Origin of the sequence: Streptomyces cahuitamycinicus, from assembly GCF_002891435.1 — a bacterium.
Classification (GTDB): domain Bacteria; phylum Actinomycetota; class Actinomycetes; order Streptomycetales; family Streptomycetaceae; genus Streptomyces; species Streptomyces cahuitamycinicus.
On the sequence record NZ_POUC01000186.1, the window covers coordinates 1 to 14,884 of the forward strand.

The 14,884-nt window shown below is 70.8% G+C and carries 14 protein-coding genes and 1 pseudogene; 5 read left to right on the plus strand and 10 right to left on the minus strand.

Annotated features, from left to right (window positions below):
- Positions 1–78 precede the first annotated feature (78 nt).
- A complete protein-coding gene (gene gabT, locus C1J00_RS23615) occupies positions 79–1,413 on the plus strand; it encodes a 4-aminobutyrate--2-oxoglutarate transaminase (protein ID WP_102911061.1) in 1,335 nt (444 codons plus the stop codon).
- A gap of 428 nt (positions 1,414–1,841) precedes the next feature.
- A complete protein-coding gene (locus C1J00_RS23620; protein WP_102911062.1) occupies positions 1,842–2,516 on the plus strand; it encodes a phosphatase PAP2 family protein in 675 nt (224 codons plus the stop codon).
- Here the strand turns inward: C1J00_RS23620 and C1J00_RS23625 are convergent.
- The 7 genes from C1J00_RS23625 to C1J00_RS23655 all read right to left on the minus strand — a co-directional run bounded on the left by C1J00_RS23625 (position 2,498) and on the right by C1J00_RS23655 (position 10,269).
- A complete protein-coding gene (locus C1J00_RS23625; protein WP_102911073.1) occupies positions 2,498–2,968 on the minus strand; it encodes a hypothetical protein in 471 nt (156 codons plus the stop codon). The two genes, C1J00_RS23620 and C1J00_RS23625, sit on opposite strands and share 19 nt — an antisense overlap.
- A 143-nt stretch (positions 2,969–3,111) precedes the next feature.
- Positions 3,112–4,530, minus strand: coding sequence for an NAD(P)/FAD-dependent oxidoreductase (locus C1J00_RS23630; RefSeq protein WP_102911063.1), 1,419 nt, complete (start codon positions 4,528–4,530; stop codon positions 3,112–3,114).
- A gap of 18 nt (positions 4,531–4,548) precedes the next feature.
- Positions 4,549–5,349: an ABC transporter permease gene (locus C1J00_RS23635; protein WP_102911064.1), complete on the minus strand. Its 801-nt coding sequence runs from the start codon at positions 5,347–5,349 to the stop codon at positions 4,549–4,551.
- Positions 5,350–6,279 (minus strand): ABC transporter permease, encoded by a 930-nt coding sequence (locus C1J00_RS23640; protein ID WP_102911065.1) that lies wholly within the window; start codon positions 6,277–6,279, stop codon positions 5,350–5,352.
- On the minus strand, positions 6,279–7,424 hold the full coding sequence (locus C1J00_RS23645; RefSeq protein WP_102911074.1) for an ABC transporter ATP-binding protein: 1,146 nt from the start codon (positions 7,422–7,424) through the stop codon (positions 6,279–6,281). The genes C1J00_RS23640 and C1J00_RS23645 overlap by 1 nt, the downstream gene beginning before the upstream one ends.
- Before the next feature lie 5 nt (positions 7,425–7,429).
- Positions 7,430–8,677, minus strand: a complete 1,248-nt coding sequence (locus tag C1J00_RS23650) for a polyamine ABC transporter substrate-binding protein (RefSeq protein ID WP_102911066.1) — start codon at positions 8,675–8,677, stop codon at positions 7,430–7,432.
- Positions 8,678–8,733: 56 nt separating this feature from the next.
- Positions 8,734–10,269 carry a gamma-aminobutyraldehyde dehydrogenase gene (locus tag C1J00_RS23655; RefSeq protein ID WP_102911067.1) on the minus strand — a complete coding sequence of 512 codons (1,536 nt, stop codon included), beginning with the start codon at positions 10,267–10,269 and terminating at the stop codon, positions 8,734–8,736.
- A gap of 199 nt (positions 10,270–10,468) precedes the next feature.
- Between C1J00_RS23655 and ybiA the strand changes: the two genes are divergently transcribed.
- Positions 10,469–11,044: a riboflavin biosynthesis intermediates N-glycosidase gene (gene ybiA / locus C1J00_RS23660; protein WP_102911068.1), complete on the plus strand. Its 576-nt coding sequence runs from the start codon at positions 10,469–10,471 to the stop codon at positions 11,042–11,044.
- 53 nt (positions 11,045–11,097) lie between these two features.
- Here ybiA and C1J00_RS23665 read toward each other — a convergent pair whose 3' ends face one another.
- Together C1J00_RS23665 and C1J00_RS23670 are read right to left on the minus strand one after the other, a co-directional pair.
- Positions 11,098–11,562, minus strand: coding sequence for a DUF4190 domain-containing protein (locus C1J00_RS23665; RefSeq protein ID WP_102911069.1), 465 nt, complete (start codon positions 11,560–11,562; stop codon positions 11,098–11,100).
- Between the two features lie 68 nt (positions 11,563–11,630).
- Positions 11,631–12,251: a DUF4190 domain-containing protein gene (locus C1J00_RS23670; protein WP_102911070.1), complete on the minus strand. Its 621-nt coding sequence runs from the start codon at positions 12,249–12,251 to the stop codon at positions 11,631–11,633.
- 237 nt (positions 12,252–12,488) lie between these two features.
- Between C1J00_RS23670 and C1J00_RS23675 the strand changes: the two genes are divergently transcribed.
- Positions 12,489–13,550, plus strand: coding sequence for an adenosine deaminase (locus C1J00_RS23675; RefSeq protein WP_102911071.1), 1,062 nt, complete (start codon positions 12,489–12,491; stop codon positions 13,548–13,550).
- Entirely contained in the window at positions 13,547–14,272 is a 726-nt protein-coding gene (locus C1J00_RS23680; protein ID WP_245936474.1) for a glycerophosphodiester phosphodiesterase, read from the plus strand. Before C1J00_RS23675 ends, C1J00_RS23680 begins: the two co-directional genes overlap by 4 nt.
- On the opposite strand, the pseudogene C1J00_RS23685 reads toward C1J00_RS23680, so the two are convergent.
- Positions 14,217–14,884: pseudogene (locus C1J00_RS23685) on the minus strand (sigma-70 family RNA polymerase sigma factor); the annotation flags it as partial. The gene C1J00_RS23680 and the pseudogene C1J00_RS23685 sit on opposite strands and share 56 nt — an antisense overlap.

Genomic DNA, 14,884 nt, shown 5'->3' on the forward strand with positions numbered 1-14,884 from the left:
CCCCTTCCCCCGCCCTAGCCTGCGAGAAAAGAAGCCGAGCGTCCGTAGGACACCATCCGCACCACCCAGGAGCCCCGCATGACCGCACTTCCGCAGGAGCGCCGCGTCGTCACCGCCATTCCCGGCCCGAAGTCGCAGGAGCTGCAGGCCCGCCGCACCGCCGCGGTCGCGCAGGGCGTGGGGTCCGTGCTGCCCGTGTTCACGGCGCGTGCCGGTGGCGGGATCATCGAGGACGTCGACGGGAACCGGCTGATCGACTTCGGGTCGGGCATCGCCGTGACGTCCGTGGGCGCCTCCGCCGAGGCCGTCGTACGGCGGGCGTCGGCGCAGCTCGCCGACTTCACCCACACCTGTTTCATGGTCACGCCGTACGAGGGCTACGTCGAGGTCGCCGAGGCGCTCGCCGAACTGACCCCGGGTGACCACGCCAAGAAGAGCGCCCTGTTCAACTCCGGCGCCGAGGCGGTGGAGAACGCCGTGAAGATCGCTCGGGCGTACACCAAGCGGCAGGCCGTCGTGGTGTTCGACCACGGCTACCACGGGCGCACCAACCTGACGATGGCGCTGACCGCGAAGAACATGCCGTACAAGCACGGCTTCGGCCCGTTCGCGCCCGAGGTGTACCGGGTGCCGGTGGCGTACGGCTACCGCTGGCCGACCGGGCCCGAGAACGCCGGACCCGAGGCCGCCGCGCAGGCCATCGACCAGATCAGCAAGCAGGTCGGCGCGGAGAACGTCGCCGCGGTCATCATCGAGCCGGTGCTCGGCGAGGGCGGCTTCATCGAGCCGGCCAAGGGCTTCCTGCCGGCGATCAGCCGGTTCGCGAAGGACAACGGCATCGTCTTCGTCGCCGACGAGATCCAGTCCGGCTTCTGCCGCACGGGCCAGTGGTTCGCGTGCGAGGACGAGGGCATCGTCCCGGACCTCATCACGACGGCGAAGGGCATCGCCGGCGGTCTGCCGCTCGCGGCCGTCACCGGGCGCGCCGAGATCATGGACGCCGCGCATGCCGGCGGCCTGGGCGGCACCTACGGCGGCAACCCGGTCGCCTGCGCGGGTGCGCTCGGCTCGATCGAGACGATGAAGGAGCTCGACCTCAACGCCAGGGCGAAGAACATCGAGGCGATCATGAAGGCCCGCCTCACCGCCATGGCCGAGAAGTTCGACATCGTCGGTGATGTCCGGGGACGGGGCGCCATGATCGCCATCGAGCTGGTCAAGGACCGCGCCACCAAGGAGCCGAACCCGGAGGCGACCGCCGCGCTCGCCAAGGCCTGCCACGCCGAGGGCCTGCTGGTCCTGACCTGTGGCACCTACGGCAATGTGCTCCGCTTCCTGCCCCCGCTGGTCATCGGCGAGGACCTGCTGAACGAGGGCCTCGACATCATCGAGCAGGCGTTCTCCCGCATCTGAGCCTCCGGCGTGCGCATCTGAGCCGGCATCCGGGCAGGCGAGCCGCCCCGGTTCCGCTACCGGGGCGGCGAGCGCGCAGAGCGTGTGAAGAAGGTGTGCGAGGTGGATGTCAGGCGGCCCCGCGGCCTGTCCTGCGCCCCGCCCCTGTCGTAGGTTCTACCCAGATGAGAGATACACCCCGCCCACAGGGGACTGTGGGTGACATCAGGTCGGGGCCTCCCCAGCTTCGACCTGGTCGTGCCCTCGCGCACACCACCGGAGCCTGAGGCTCTGGATCTCCTCACCGATCGGACAGTCGCCCGCCCCAAACCCCCCGGGGCGCGCGACGTTCCGGTCCGGTCGGCCGCCCCGGAACCACCCCCCCTGTTCCGGGGCGGCCGACCTCCCTCTGCGCGAGCGGACGTCGGTGCTCGTGCCAGGCTGTGCCCATGCCGATCCCCGCGAACCAGGAACGCGCAGCGCTCCCGGGCTCCGTCGGGCTCCTGCTCGCCCTTCCGGCCCTCCTCTTCGCCGTGATCACCTGGCAGGTCGTCGCCGACGGTCCGCTCGTGCGGCTGGACGAACGGCTCAGCCGCGTCCTCGTGAACCCGGACCGCTGCTCCGAAATCCTCGCCGACCTGGGCGACATCCAGGTCGCGGCCCCGGTCCTCGCCGTCGCGCTCGGGTACGTCGCCGTACGCCGGCACCGTGCCGGCGCGGACCGCTGGTGGCTGCCCAGCGCCGCGTCGGCCCTCCTCCTGGCCCTGGTCCCGGCGCTGGTCGTCCCGCTGAAGGAGCTCACCGACCGCCCGGGCACCCCGGCCGTCCCGCCCGGCACCGGCTACTACCCCTCGGGCCACACCGCCACCGCCGTCGTCGCCTACGGCTGCGCGACCCTGCTGCTGCTCCCCTGGCTCCGTACGGCCCTGGCCCGCCACGCGCTGATCACCCTCTGTGTGGCCCTGGTCCTCGGCGCGAGCTACGGCCTGGTCCGCCGCGGCTACCACTGGCCACTGGACGTGGTGGCCAGTTGGTGTCTGTGCGCTGTGCTGCTGTCGGCGCTGTGGCTGTTCGTCCGGGCCGCGGTGACGACGCCCGGACGGTCTCAACCACCGGGGCCCTGACCGCCGTTCCCCGTCGCCAGCCCCACCGCCGCCTCGTGCATGGCCAGTTCCAGCAGGGCCGGGTCGGTCAGCAGGCCCGAGCCGTCGGGCGGCACCAGCCAGCGGACTCCACCGGGTGAGGAGCGGCCCGGGTACGGCACGACGATCCAGGTGCCGGCGCCCGCCGTGCGGATGCCCGTGCCGAGCCAGCGGGCCGCGGTGCCCGGGGGCACGAAGAAGCCCATGCGCGCGTCACCGAAGTCGACGAGCACGGGCCCCTGCTGGTCGAGGACACGGCTCAGTACGTCGAGCGTGGCGTAGCCGAGTTCGCCGGGCAGGATGAGCACGTCCCAGGCACTGCCGGCCGGCAGCAGCGCGACCCCGAGCGGGTTGCGCTCCCACTCCCAGCGGCAGGCCTCGGGATCGGGTGCGACGGATGCGAGCCACTCGACCGCCGTTTTCGGACCGGTCATCGCGAAGACCCCCTTCTCTCTCACGAAGCTCACGGCCGCCGCAGGGCGTTCGTGAGGGCATCAAGGAGGGAGAAGGGGATGTCCCCCGGCCATTACGCGGGTTCCGGCACCCCGTCGGAGTGAACCGAGTCACATCCGGTCGATCAGCTGTCGAATCCCAGCCCCAACCGGTCCATCGTGCGCAGCCACAGATTGCGGCGGCCTCCCTGGGCGTCCGCGCGGGCCAGCGACCACTTGGTGAGGGCGATGCCCGTCCAGGCGAGCGGCTCGGGCGGGAACGGCAGCGGCTTCCTGCGGACCATCTCCAGCTCGGTGAGCTCGGTGCGCTCCCCCGCCAGCAGGTCCAGCATGACCTCGGCGCCGAACCGGGTGGCGCCGACGCCGAGGCCGGTGTACCCGGCCGCGTACGCCACCTTGCTCTGGTGGGCGGTGCCGAAGAACGCCGAGAAGCGGGAGCAGGTGTCGATCGCGCCACCCCAGGCGTGGCTGAAGCGGACGCCCTCCAGCTGCGGGAAGCAGGTGAAGAAGTGCCCGGCGAGCTTGGCGTAGGTCTCGGGGCGGTCGTCGTACTCGGCGCGGACCCGGCCGCCGTAGGGATAGATCGCGTCGTAGCCGCCCCACAGGATGCGGTTGTCGGCGGACAGCCGGAAGTAGTGGAACTGGTTGGCGCTGTCGCCGAGGCCCTGGCGGTTCTTCCAGCCGATCGAGTCGAGCTGCCCGGCGGTGAGCGGCTCGGTCATCAGGGCGTAGTCGTAGACCGGGACGGTGTACGAGCGGACGCGTCTGACCAGGTTCGGGAAGATGTTGGTGCCGAGGGCGACCCGGCGGGCGCGGATCCGGCCGTAGGGGGTGCGGACGGCCATACCGGGGCCGTACGGCTTCAGGGTCAGGGCGGGGGTGTGCTCGTAGAGGCGCACGCCCAGTTCCACGCACGCCCGCTTCAGGCCCCAGGCGAGCTTCGCCGGGTTCAGCATGGCGACGCCCCTGCGGTCCCAGAGGCCCGCCTGGAAGGTGGATGAGTCGACCTGCTCCCGTACGGCGTCGGCGTCCAGGAACTCCACGCCCTCGGCCAGGCCCCGGCGGGCGGTCTCCTCGTGCCACTCGCGCAGTTCGCGCGCCTGGTACGGCTCGGTGGCCACGTCGATCTCGCCGGTGCGTTCGAAGTCGCAGTCGATGGAGTGCCGGGCGACCGCCGCCTCGATCGCGTCGAGGTTGCGGGCTCCCAGCTCCTGGAGCCTGTGGATCTCCTCCGGCCAGCGGGCGAGGCCGTTGGGCAGGCCGTGGGTGAGGGAGGCGGCGCAGAATCCGCCGTTGCGGCCGGAGGCGGCCCAGCCCACCTCGCGGCCCTCCACCAGCACCACGTCCCGCTGCGGGTCGCGCTCCTTGGCGATCAGCGCCGTCCACAGCCCGCTGTAGCCGCCGCCGACGACCAGCAGGTCGCAGGTCTCGGAGGTGGTGAGGGCGGGTTCGGGCCGGGGCCGGCCGGGGTCGTCCAGCCAGTACGGGACCGGCTGGGCGTCGGAAAGCGAACGGACCCACTGATTCATGGCGCTCGGGGCCATGATGTCAACTCCCTACGGTTATGCCTTGTGCCTGTTGCGACGGTTTCCGGCAACCATGGAAACCAGGACGAACAGTACGGCGACGACGAACATGGTCGTGCCGATGACATTGATCTGAACGGGCGTTCCGCGCTGCGCCGAGCCCCAGACGAACATGGGGAAGGTGACGGTCGAACCCGCGTTGAAATTGGTGATGATGAAATCGTCGAAGGAGAGCGCGAAGGCGAGCAGTGCGCCCGCCGCGATTCCCGGTGCGGCGATCGGCAGAGTCACCCTGACAAAGGTCTGGAACGGGCCCGCGTACAAATCCCGCGCCGCCTCCTCCAGTTTTGGATCCATCGACATCACACGCGCCTTGACAGCCGTCACCACGAAACTCAGGCAGAACATGATGTGGGCGATGAGGATCGTCCAGAAGCCCAGCTGGGCGCCCATGTTGAGGAACAGGGTGAGCAGCGAGGCGGCCATGACGACCTCGGGCATCGCCATCGGCAGGAAGATCAGCGAGTTCACGGCGCCGCGGGCGCGGAACCGGTAGCGGACCAGGGCGAAGGCGATCAGGGTGCCGAGGAGCGTGGCGCCGAGAGTCGCCCAGAACGCTATCTGGAGGCTGAGGGAAAGGGATCCGCACAGCCCGGATACGCCGCACGGGTCCTTCCAGGCGTCCAGGGAGAACTGCTGCCATTCATAGTTGAAGCGCCCCTTCGGTTTGTTGAAGGAGAACACCGTGACGACGACGTTCGGCAGGAGCAGATAGCCGAGGGTCAGCAGTCCCGCGAGGACGACGAGATTTCTCTTGAACCAGTTGACGAAGGGCATTTAGACCAGGTCCTCCGTCCCGGACCTGCGGATGTAGAGGGTGACCATGAGCAGGATGGCCGCCATGAGAATGAAGGAGAGCGCCGCGGCCGTCGGATAGTCGAGGACTCTCAGGAACTGTGTCTGGATGACGTTTCCGACCATGCGGGTGTCGGTGGAGCCGAGCAGATCGGCGTTCACGTAGTCACCGGCCGCCGGGATGAAGGTGAGCAGTGTGCCGGAGACGACACCCGGCATCGACAGCGGGAAGGTGACCTTGCGGAAGGTCGTCGAGGGGCGTGCGTACAGGTCGCCGGCGGCCTCGTGGAGCCGTCCGTCGATGCGCTCCAGTGAGGTGTAGAGCGGCAGGATCATGAACGGCAGGAAGTTGTACGTCAGACCGCACACCACCGCGAGGGGTGTCGCGAGGACGCGGTCGCCGGCGGTCCAGCCGAGCCAGCTGGTGACGTCGAGGACGTGCAGCGTGTTGAGCGCGCCGACGACCGGGCCGCCGTCCGCGAGGATCGTCTTCCAGGCGAGGGTGCGGATCAGGAAGCTGGTGAAGAACGGCGCGATCACCAGGATCATGATCAGGTTCCGCCAACGGCCCGCCCGGAAGGCGATCAGGTACGCGAGCGGGTAGCCGAGCAGCAGGCACAGGATCGTCGCCGTGCCCGCGTAGAGCACCGAGCGGACGAACTGCGGCCAGTAGGCGGACAGCGCGTCCCAGTAGGTGGCGAAGTGCCAGGTGACCTTGTAGCCCTCCTCCAGGGAGCCCGTCTGCACGGACGTGGAGGCCTGGTAGATCATCGGCAGCGCGAAGAACACCAGCAGCCAGAGGATGCCGGGGAGCAGCAGCCAGTACGGCATGAAGCGGCCCCGGCGCTTCGGCGGCTTCGGTTCGGGTGCCTCGGGCGCGAGGGGCGGTGGCGCCTCGGTGAGTGTGCTCATCAGACCGCCTCTTCCACTCCGGCGTCGGCGTCCTGCGCGGCGTCCAGGCCGAAGGTGTGGGCCGGGTTCCAGTGCAGGACGACCTCGGCGCCGGGCACCAGGCGGGGGTCGCGATCGATGTTCTGGGCGTAGACCTCGAAGTCCGGGCAGACCGGGCTGTCGACGACGTACTGCGTGGAGACGCCGATGAAGCTGGAGTCGGCGATCCGGCCGGTGATGCGGTTGCGGCCCTCCGGGATCTCGCCGGCGTCGTCCGCGTGGGTGAGGGAGATCTTCTCCGGGCGGACGCCGACCAGCACCTTGCCGCCGGTGCCCGCGGGCGCGGAGCAGCGCGCCTCGGGCAGGACGAGCTTGCCGCCGCCCGCCTTCAGCACGATGTCCTCGCCGGTCTTCGCGTCGACCTCGGCCTCGATGAAGTTCGAGGTGCCGAGGAAGTTCGCGACGAACGTGGTGCGCGGGTTCTCGTAGAGGTCGGTGGGCGCGCCCAGTTGCTCGACGCGGCCCGCGTTCATCACGGCGACCGTGTCGGCCATCGTCATGGCCTCCTCCTGGTCGTGCGTGACGTGGACGAAGGTGATGCCGACCTCGGTCTGGATGCGCTTGAGTTCAAGCTGCATCTGGCGGCGCAGCTTGAGGTCGAGGGCGCCGAGCGGTTCGTCGAGGAGCAGCACCTTGGGGTGGTTGATCAGGGCGCGGGCCACGGCGACGCGCTGCTGCTGTCCGCCGGAGAGCTGGTGCGGCTTCTTGCGGGCCTGCTCGCCGAGCTGCACGAGCTCCAGCATCTCCTCGACCTGCTTCTTCACCGACTTCAGGCCGCGACGGCGCAGACCGAAGGCGACGTTCTCGAAGATATCGAGGTGCGGGAAGAGGGCGTACGACTGGAAGACGGTGTTCACGGGCCGCTTGTACGGGGGCAGCGCGGTCACGTCCTGGTCGCCCAGGAAGACGGTGCCGGCGGAAGGTTCCTCCAGGCCCGCGATCATGCGCAGGGTGGTGGTCTTGCCGCAGCCGGAGGCGCCGAGCAGGGCGAAGAAGGAGCCCTGCGGCACGGTCAGGTCGAGCGGGTGCACGGCGGTGAAGGCACCGTAGGTCTTGGCTATGCCCGTGAGACGGACGTCGCCGCCGGGGCCGGTCTTGTTCGTCATGGTGGTCACGCCCCCGTCAGCTTCGCGAACTTCGCTTCGAACTCGGTCTCTTCCTTCGAGCTCAGCGAGCGGAAGGCATGGGACTTGGCAGCCATGGCCTTGTCGGGAATGATCAGCGGGTTGTTCGCCGCGTCCTCGTCGATCTTCGCGAGTTCGGCCTTCACGCCGTCGACGGGGCACACGTAGTTGATGTACGCGGCGAGTTCGGCGGCGGCCTTCGGCTCGTAGTAGAAGTCGATGAGCCGCTCGGCGTTCGTCTTGTGCCGGGCCTTGTTCGGGATCAGCAGGTTGTCGGTCGACGTCACGTAGCCGCTGTCCGGGATGAGGAAGTCGATGTCGGGGCTGTCCGCCTTGAGCTGGACGACGTCACCGGCCCAGGCGACGCAGGCCGCGAAGTCGCCGCTGGTCAGGTCCGAGGTGTAGTCGTTGCCGGTGAAGCGGCGGATCTGGCCCTTGTCGACGGCCTTCTGGAGCCGGGCGATGGCCGCGTCGTAGTCGTCGGCGGTGAAGTCGGCCGGGTCCTTGCCCATGTCGAGCAGCGTCATGCCGACGCTGTCGCGCATCTCCGACAGGAAGCCGACCCGGCCCTTGAGCTTGGGGTTGTCCAGCAGGTCGGACACCGACGTCACCTCGACGCCGTCGAGGGCCTTCTTGTTGTAGGCGATGACGGTCGAGATGCCCTGCCAGACGTACGAGTAGGCGCGGCCCGGGTCCCAGTCGGGGCTGCGGAACTGGGCCGACAGGTTGGCGTAGGCGTGCGGCAGGTTGCTCGGGTCGAGCTTCTGCACCCAGCCCAGGCGGATGAGCCGGGCGGCCAGCCAGTCGGTGAGGACGATCAGGTCGCGGCCGGTGTCCTGGCCCGCGGCGAGCTGCGGCTTGATCTTGCCGAAGAACTCGTTGTTGTCGTTGATGTCCTCGGTGTACTTGACCTTGACGCCGGTGCGTTTCGTGAACTGCTCCAGCGTCGGGTGGTGCTTGCCGCTGTCGTCGACGTCCATGTACTCGGTCCAGTTGGAGAAGCTCACCGTCTTCTCCTTGGCCGAGTGGTCCTCGGCCGAGACGCCGCCCTTCGACCGGCCGGCCGCCGGAATGCCGCAGGCGCTCAGGGTCCCGAGTCCGCCGGCCGCGAGCGCCCCGCCCGCGGAGGCGCGCAGCATGGACCGCCGGGTGAGGGCGGCCCTGCCGTTGGTGAAACTCCGCCGCATGGCGGCCACTTGGGCCGGGGACAGGCGGTCGGGCTCGTACTGCTCCATGCGCGTGGTGCCCTTTCGGAGGGTGGGCGGCCGGTGGTCGGGCGGCCTGCGTACGACTATCGATCCCCGAAGACGGTGCGGTGCCAGTCCTTCGCGGCCACCGCCGTGTTGTCGAACATGACGTGCTTGATCTGGGTGTACTCCTCGAACGAGTACGCGGACATGTCCTTGCCGTAGCCGGAGGACTTGTAGCCGCCGTGCGGCATCTCGCTGATGATCGGGATGTGGTCGTTGATCCAGACGCAGCCGGCCTTGATCTCGCGGGTGGCCCGGTTGGCGCGGTACACGTCCCGGCTCCAGGCGGAGGCGGCCAGCCCGTACGGGGTGTCGTTGGCGAGCGCGATCCCCTCGTCGTCGGTGTCGAACGGCAGCACGACCAGGACCGGTCCGAAGATCTCGGACTGGACGACCTCACTGTCCTGGGCCGCGTCGGCGACCAAGGTGGGCCGGTAGTAGGCGCCCTTGGCGAGCTCGCCCTCGGGTGCCTCGCCACCGGTCACCACGCGCGCGTAGGCCCGTGCCCGGTCCACGAAGCCGGCGACCCGGTCCCGCTGCACGTGCGAGATCAGCGGGCCGAGGTCGGTACCGGCCGCGAAGGGATCACCCAAGCGGACCGTCTCCATGAGCGCTGCCGTCCGCTCCACGAAGGCGTCGTACAGCGGCCGCTGCACGTACGCGCGCGTGGCGGCCGTGCAGTCCTGCCCGGTGTTGATGAGGGAGCCCGCGACCGCGCCGTGGGCGGCGGCCTCCAGGTCGGCGTCGTCGAAGACCACGAAGGGCGCCTTGCCGCCGAGCTCCAGGTGGAGGCGCTTGACGGTGGCGGTGGCGACCTCGGCGACGCGCTTGCCGACGGCGGTCGAGCCGGTGAAGGAGGTCATCGCCACGTCCGGGTGGCCGACGAGATGCTCCCCGGCCTCCCTGCCGGTGCCGGTGACGATATTGATCACACCGTCCGGGATCCCGGCGTCGGTGGCCGCCTGCGCGAAGAGCAGCGAGGTCAGCGGGGTGAGCTCGGCGGGCTTGAGGACGACGGTGTTGCCGGCCGCGATCGCCGGGAGGATCTTCCAGGCGGCCATCTGGAGGGGGTAGTTCCAGGGCGCGATCGACCCGACGACCCCGATGGGCTCGCGCCGGACGTACGAGGTGTGGTCGCCGGAGTACTCGCCGGCGGACTGCCCCTGGAGACGCCGTGCGGCACCGGCGAAGAAGGCGGCGTTGTCGATGGTCCCGGGGACGTCGAACTCGCGGGTCAGCTTCAGCGGCTTGCCGCACTGGAGCGACTCGGCGCGGGCGAAGTCCTCGGCGCGGTCGGCGAGGACCGCGGCGAACCGGTGCAGGGCGTCGGACCGCTCGCCGGGGGTGGCTCCCGCCCAGCCGGGGAAGGCCGCGCGGGCGGCGGCGACGGCCCGGTCGACGTCGGCCGTGCCCGCCAGCTCGTAGATGAGGACCTCCTCGCCGGACGCCGGGTCGACGACGGCGTGCGTGCGGCCGGAGGTGCCCCTGGTCAGGCGCCCCGCGATGTACTGCGCGCCCTGTGCGAAGCGCTCCTCGGCCGGGAATCGGTCCGGGGTGGCAGTGCCCGGGTTGTGCATGTCGCTCTCCTCCGTGTCCCCTGATGGGGCCGGCGTGGCTCAGGCTCGATTTGAGTGCCGATCCTGACAGAGGTATGGCATGCCAACAAGTGATTCCGTTGTTGATTTTTGGTTACGCGACGGAATCTGTCGACCAGGTGTCGAGTCCACCGCGAAGAGGCAGGACGCTGTGTCAGTGGTGCGTGCCAGACTCGCGTGCATGGAGAAGATCACGGGGGCGGTCGGCTCGCAGGAAGCCCTGATCAGGGCGGTCCACGCGGGGGCCAGGATCAGGTTTCTGCATTTCTGGGGGCACCGGCCGCGGCCGGACGGCCGGATCGGTGCGAGCTGTCTGAGCCAGTGGTGGCCGTCGCCGTTCACGGTCGACGGCGTGGCGTACGCGACGGCCGAGCACTGGATGATGGCCGCCAAGGCCCGGCTCTTCGAGGACACGGCGGCGGAGCGTGCCGCGCTGGCCGCCGGGCATCCCGCCGAGGCGAAGAAGGCCGGGCGGCTGGTGCGCGGGTTCGACGAGGCGACGTGGGCGCGGGAGCGGTTCCGGATCGTCGTCGAGGGCAGTGTCCACAAGTTCGCCGCGCATCCCGAACTGCGGGGGTATCTGCTCGGCACGGGCGACCGGGTACTGGTCGAGGCCAGCCCCGTGGACCGGGTGTGGGGCATCGGGCTGGCCGCGGACGACGAGGCGGCGATGGATCCGCAGCGGTGGCGTGGGCCGAATCTGCTGGGGTTCGCGCTGATGGAGGCGCGGAAGCGGCTGCGGACGGCTGGAGCATGAGTGAGGGGCCGGTCCCGTCTGGACCGGCCCCTCACGAACCCTGGGAGCCGTGCTCAGGCCGCCGCGCCGAGCCCGCCCATGATGCTGGCGAACAGCAGGAAGCCGAGCAGCGGCAGGATCACGGTGGCGATGATGCCGCAGACCAGGCCGGCGGTCGCCGCGCCCTTGTTGGTGGCCTCACCGCGGGTGGCCTTGCTGCGGCCGATGGCACCGAAGATGATCGCCAGGATGCCCAGGATCACGCCGAAGAACCACAGCAGGAAGGTCAGGCTGCACACCACGCCGATGATGCCCAGCACCAGCCCCGTGGTTCCCATGCCGTTGCTGGGCTGCGCGGGCATTCCGTAGCCGGGCGCCTGCGGGTAGCCCACGGGCGGCGCGGCCGGATAGCCGGGGCCGCCCTGGGGGTAGCCGTAGCCCGGGCCGGACTGCTGCGGGTAGCCGTACCCCTGGGCCGGCTGCTGCGGCGGCTGGGCCGGCGGGCCGAAACCACCCGGAGGCGGGTTGGTGTTGGACATGGACGCTCTCCCCTCGTTGTCAGACCAGGGCATCGTAGTGGCCAAGTCGGCTGCGGAGGGCGGCTGTTTCAGCGGTGGGACGCGGTCGCCACCGGGCCGACGGCACCGTAGTACGGGTCGTCGTCGCGGTCGCTGTTGATCGCGGCCGTGATGCCGACGGCGATCAGGACGATCACCGTGATGCCGAGGATGATCCCGATGATGCCCATGATCAGACCGGCCTGGGCCTGACCGTGGTTCGTGGCCACCCCGGCCTCGGCGCGCTTGCGGCCCTTGATGCCGAAGACGACGGCGAGGATGCCGGTGACCAGGGAGACCACGCCGTAGAGGCAGAACAGGGTGCAGGAGATGATGCCGAGCACCATCGCGGCGACGCCCATGCCGTTCTGCGGAGCCATGGGCATGCCGGGCCAGCCGTAACCGGCCTGGGGGTAGCTCCCCGGATATCCGTATCCGCCCGGCGCTCCCGGGCCGGTGGGAGCCACCGGCGGAGGTGGCACGGCACCGGTGCCGGACGGGTCGAACTGCGGGGTGCCGGCGGGCGGGGTGAAACCCGGCATGGAGGTGACCGTGGCCTGGTCGTGCACGGACGGCGGCTGAGGCGCCTGGTTCTTGTCGAGCGAGGGCGTGCTCTCCGGCGGCGCCCACGGGTCGTGGCTGCCTCCGTCGGGCTGCGTCGCGTCCGTCATCGTGCGTCCCCCCTGGGTCGATCGTCCCGTCATGCTACGGGGCCGACCGGCGCGGGCCACAGGCCGGGTGCGCGGCGGCCGGTCCCACCCACGCGGCGGAGCCGCACGCCGATACCGCGTTGTGCCCCCGGGAAGGGGCGCCGCGCCACGGCCTACGATGATGCCGAGTCATCGATCAGCCGATCACCCGCGCCCGCCCGCCCTGTGCCGGCCGGGGCGCCGTTCCGGGGAGGAACCTTGACCCAGCACCTCGTCGACCCGCACGCCCCGCGCGACCTCAAGGCGTTCATCGCGGACCTGCCCAAGGCCGAACTGCATGTGCACCACGTGGGCTCCGCCTCCCCCCGGATCGTCTCCGAACTGGCCGCCCGGCACCCCGACTCGAAGGTCCCGACCGACCCCGAGGCCCTGGCCGACTACTTCACGTTCACCGACTTCGCGCACTTCATCGACGTGTACCTGTCGGTCGTCGACCTGATCCGCACCCCCGAGGACGTCCGGCTGCTGACGTACGAGGTGGCCCGGGACCTGGCCCGGCAGCAGGTGCGGTACGCCGAGCTGACCATCACCCCGTTCTCCTCCACCCGGCGCGGCATCGACGAGCGGGCCTTCATGGACGCCATCGAGGACGCCCGCAAGGCCGCCGAGGCCGAGTTCGGGACCGTGCTGCGCTGGTGCTTCGACATCCCCGGCGAGGCGGGCCTGGAGGCCGCCGAGGAGACGACCCGGCTCGCCACCGACGACCGGCTGCGCCCGGAAGGCCTGGTCTCCTTCGGTCTCGGCGGGCCCGAGGTCGGCGTGGAGCGGCCGCAGTTCAAGCCGTACTTCGACCGGGCGATCGCCGCCGGGCTGCACTCCGTACCGCACGCCGGCGAGACGACCGGCCCGCAGACGGTGTGGGACGCGCTGACCCACCTGCGGGCCGAGCGCATCGGACACGGCACCAGCTCCGCGCAGGACCCGAAGCTGCTCGCGCACCTCGCCGAGCACCGGATCGCGCTGGAGGTGTGCCCGACCTCGAACATCGCCACCCGCGCGGTCCGCACCCTCGACGAGCACCCGATCAAGGAGTTCGTGCGGGCCGGGGTCCTCGTCACCATCAACTCCGACGACCCGCCGATGTTCGGCACCGACCTCGACAACGAGTACGCCGTCGCCGCCCGGCTGCTCGACCTCGACGAGCGGGGCCTGGCCGAGCTGGCGAAGAACGCCGTCGAGGCGTCCTTCCTGGACACGGCGGGCAAGGCCCGGATCACCGGCGAGATCGACGCCTGCACCGCGCAGTGGCTCTCCCGGTGACACCCGCCCCGGTCGCCGTGGCCCACCGGGGCGACCCCTACCGCGTCCGGGAGAACACCGTCGCCTCGCTGCGTACCGCGCTGCGCCGGGGCGCGGACGCGGTGGAGATCGACGTACGGCTCACCCGGGACGGCGTGCCGGTGCTGCTGCACGACGCGACGCTGAAGCGGCTGTGGGAGCTGGAGCGGCCCCTGCTCGCGCTGTCGGCCGAGGAGGTGCGCGGGCTGACCGGCGGCGGGGTGCCGACCCTGGCCGAGGCACTGGCCGCGACCGACGGGCACCGGGTGATGATCGACCTGCCCGGGTCGCCCGATGTGCGGGCGGTGCGCCGGATCATGGGCGTCGTGGAGGAGGCCGGGGCGGCGGACCGGGTCTACTACTGCGCGGGCGCCGACGCCATGCTCGCCGTGCGGGCGGCGGATCCGGCCGCCGAGATCGCCCTCACCTGGACGACCCTGGCCCCGCCCCGGCCCGTGCTGCTGGAGGCGATCCGCCCGCGCTGGCTCAACTACCGCTTCTCGCTGGTGGACCGCCCTCTCGCCGAGCGCGTGCACGCCGACGGCCACCTGCTGTCCGTCTGGACCCCCGACACCCGCCGCTCCATGCGGCGGCTGCTGGAGGCGGGCGTGGACTCGATCACGACGAACCGCGTCGACGTGCTGTGCGCTACACGCGCGAGCGTTGCGGCACCGTCGCCGGGTCGGCCGGGGTCGAGCGTGTGACGTACTGCGGCACCGGCGCGCTGTCCGTGCCGGTGTCGCGGACGAGGCCGTAGCGGATCGCGCCCTGCGGGGGGCCTTCGTTGACGTCCTCGTCCACCGCCTCCCAGTTCGACGGGGAGACGGCGATGCCGTAGTCGCAGCCGCGTTCGTTCTGGGTGAGGGTGACGGTGCCGTCGAGGTAGAAGTACTCGTTCTGCCACATCTGCTGGGTGCCGGGCGGCAGGACGGCGTAGCCGATGTCGGGGCCGCCCATGCCGGTGGCGTAGCCGTTCGGGGCGCCGGGCAGCGGGTCGTCCATCCGGCGCGAGCCGCCGGACGCCACGTGGAACAGCCTGCCCTTCAAGCCGGTCCAGGTCGGCATGACCACCCCGCCGGGCCGGGAGTGCGGCGAGATCTGCCAGCGGACCTGGACAAAGCCCCGGCCGCTCAGCGTCACGCTGTCGCCACGGTGCTGCATGACGGCCTTCGGGCCGCCGGTGCTGGTGATGCCGGACTCGGGACGGCGCGGCAGGGCGGCGGGCCGGGCGTTCGGGTCGGGGGCGCGGTCGACGGCGTCGACGACCGTGCCGTACGGGTCGGTCCTCTTCGTCGCGGAGGGCGAGGACTTGGGGG

Bases quoted from the DNA above. Each gene is read 5' to 3' on its own strand.
- ybiA (WP_102911068.1), top strand. From the start codon at position 10,469: ATGGAGAAGATCACGGGGGCGGTCGGCTCGCAGGAAGCCCTGATCAGG.
- C1J00_RS23625 (WP_102911073.1), bottom strand. From the start codon at position 2,968: ATGACCGGTCCGAAAACGGCGGTCGAGTGGCTCGCATCCGTCGCACCC.
- C1J00_RS23635 (WP_102911064.1), bottom strand. From the start codon at position 5,349: ATGCCCTTCGTCAACTGGTTCAAGAGAAATCTCGTCGTCCTCGCGGGA.
- C1J00_RS23620 (WP_102911062.1), top strand. From the start codon at position 1,842: ATGCCGATCCCCGCGAACCAGGAACGCGCAGCGCTCCCGGGCTCCGTC.
- gabT (WP_102911061.1), top strand. From the start codon at position 79: ATGACCGCACTTCCGCAGGAGCGCCGCGTCGTCACCGCCATTCCCGGC.
- C1J00_RS23645 (WP_102911074.1), bottom strand. From the start codon at position 7,424: ATGACGAACAAGACCGGCCCCGGCGGCGACGTCCGTCTCACGGGCATA.
- C1J00_RS23640 (WP_102911065.1), bottom strand. From the start codon at position 6,279: ATGAGCACACTCACCGAGGCGCCACCGCCCCTCGCGCCCGAGGCACCC.
- C1J00_RS23655 (WP_102911067.1), bottom strand. From the start codon at position 10,269: ATGCACAACCCGGGCACTGCCACCCCGGACCGATTCCCGGCCGAGGAG.
- C1J00_RS23650 (WP_102911066.1), bottom strand. From the start codon at position 8,677: ATGGAGCAGTACGAGCCCGACCGCCTGTCCCCGGCCCAAGTGGCCGCC.
- C1J00_RS23670 (WP_102911070.1), bottom strand. From the start codon at position 12,251: ATGACGGACGCGACGCAGCCCGACGGAGGCAGCCACGACCCGTGGGCG.
- C1J00_RS23630 (WP_102911063.1), bottom strand. From the start codon at position 4,530: ATGGCCCCGAGCGCCATGAATCAGTGGGTCCGTTCGCTTTCCGACGCC.
- C1J00_RS23665 (WP_102911069.1), bottom strand. From the start codon at position 11,562: ATGTCCAACACCAACCCGCCTCCGGGTGGTTTCGGCCCGCCGGCCCAG.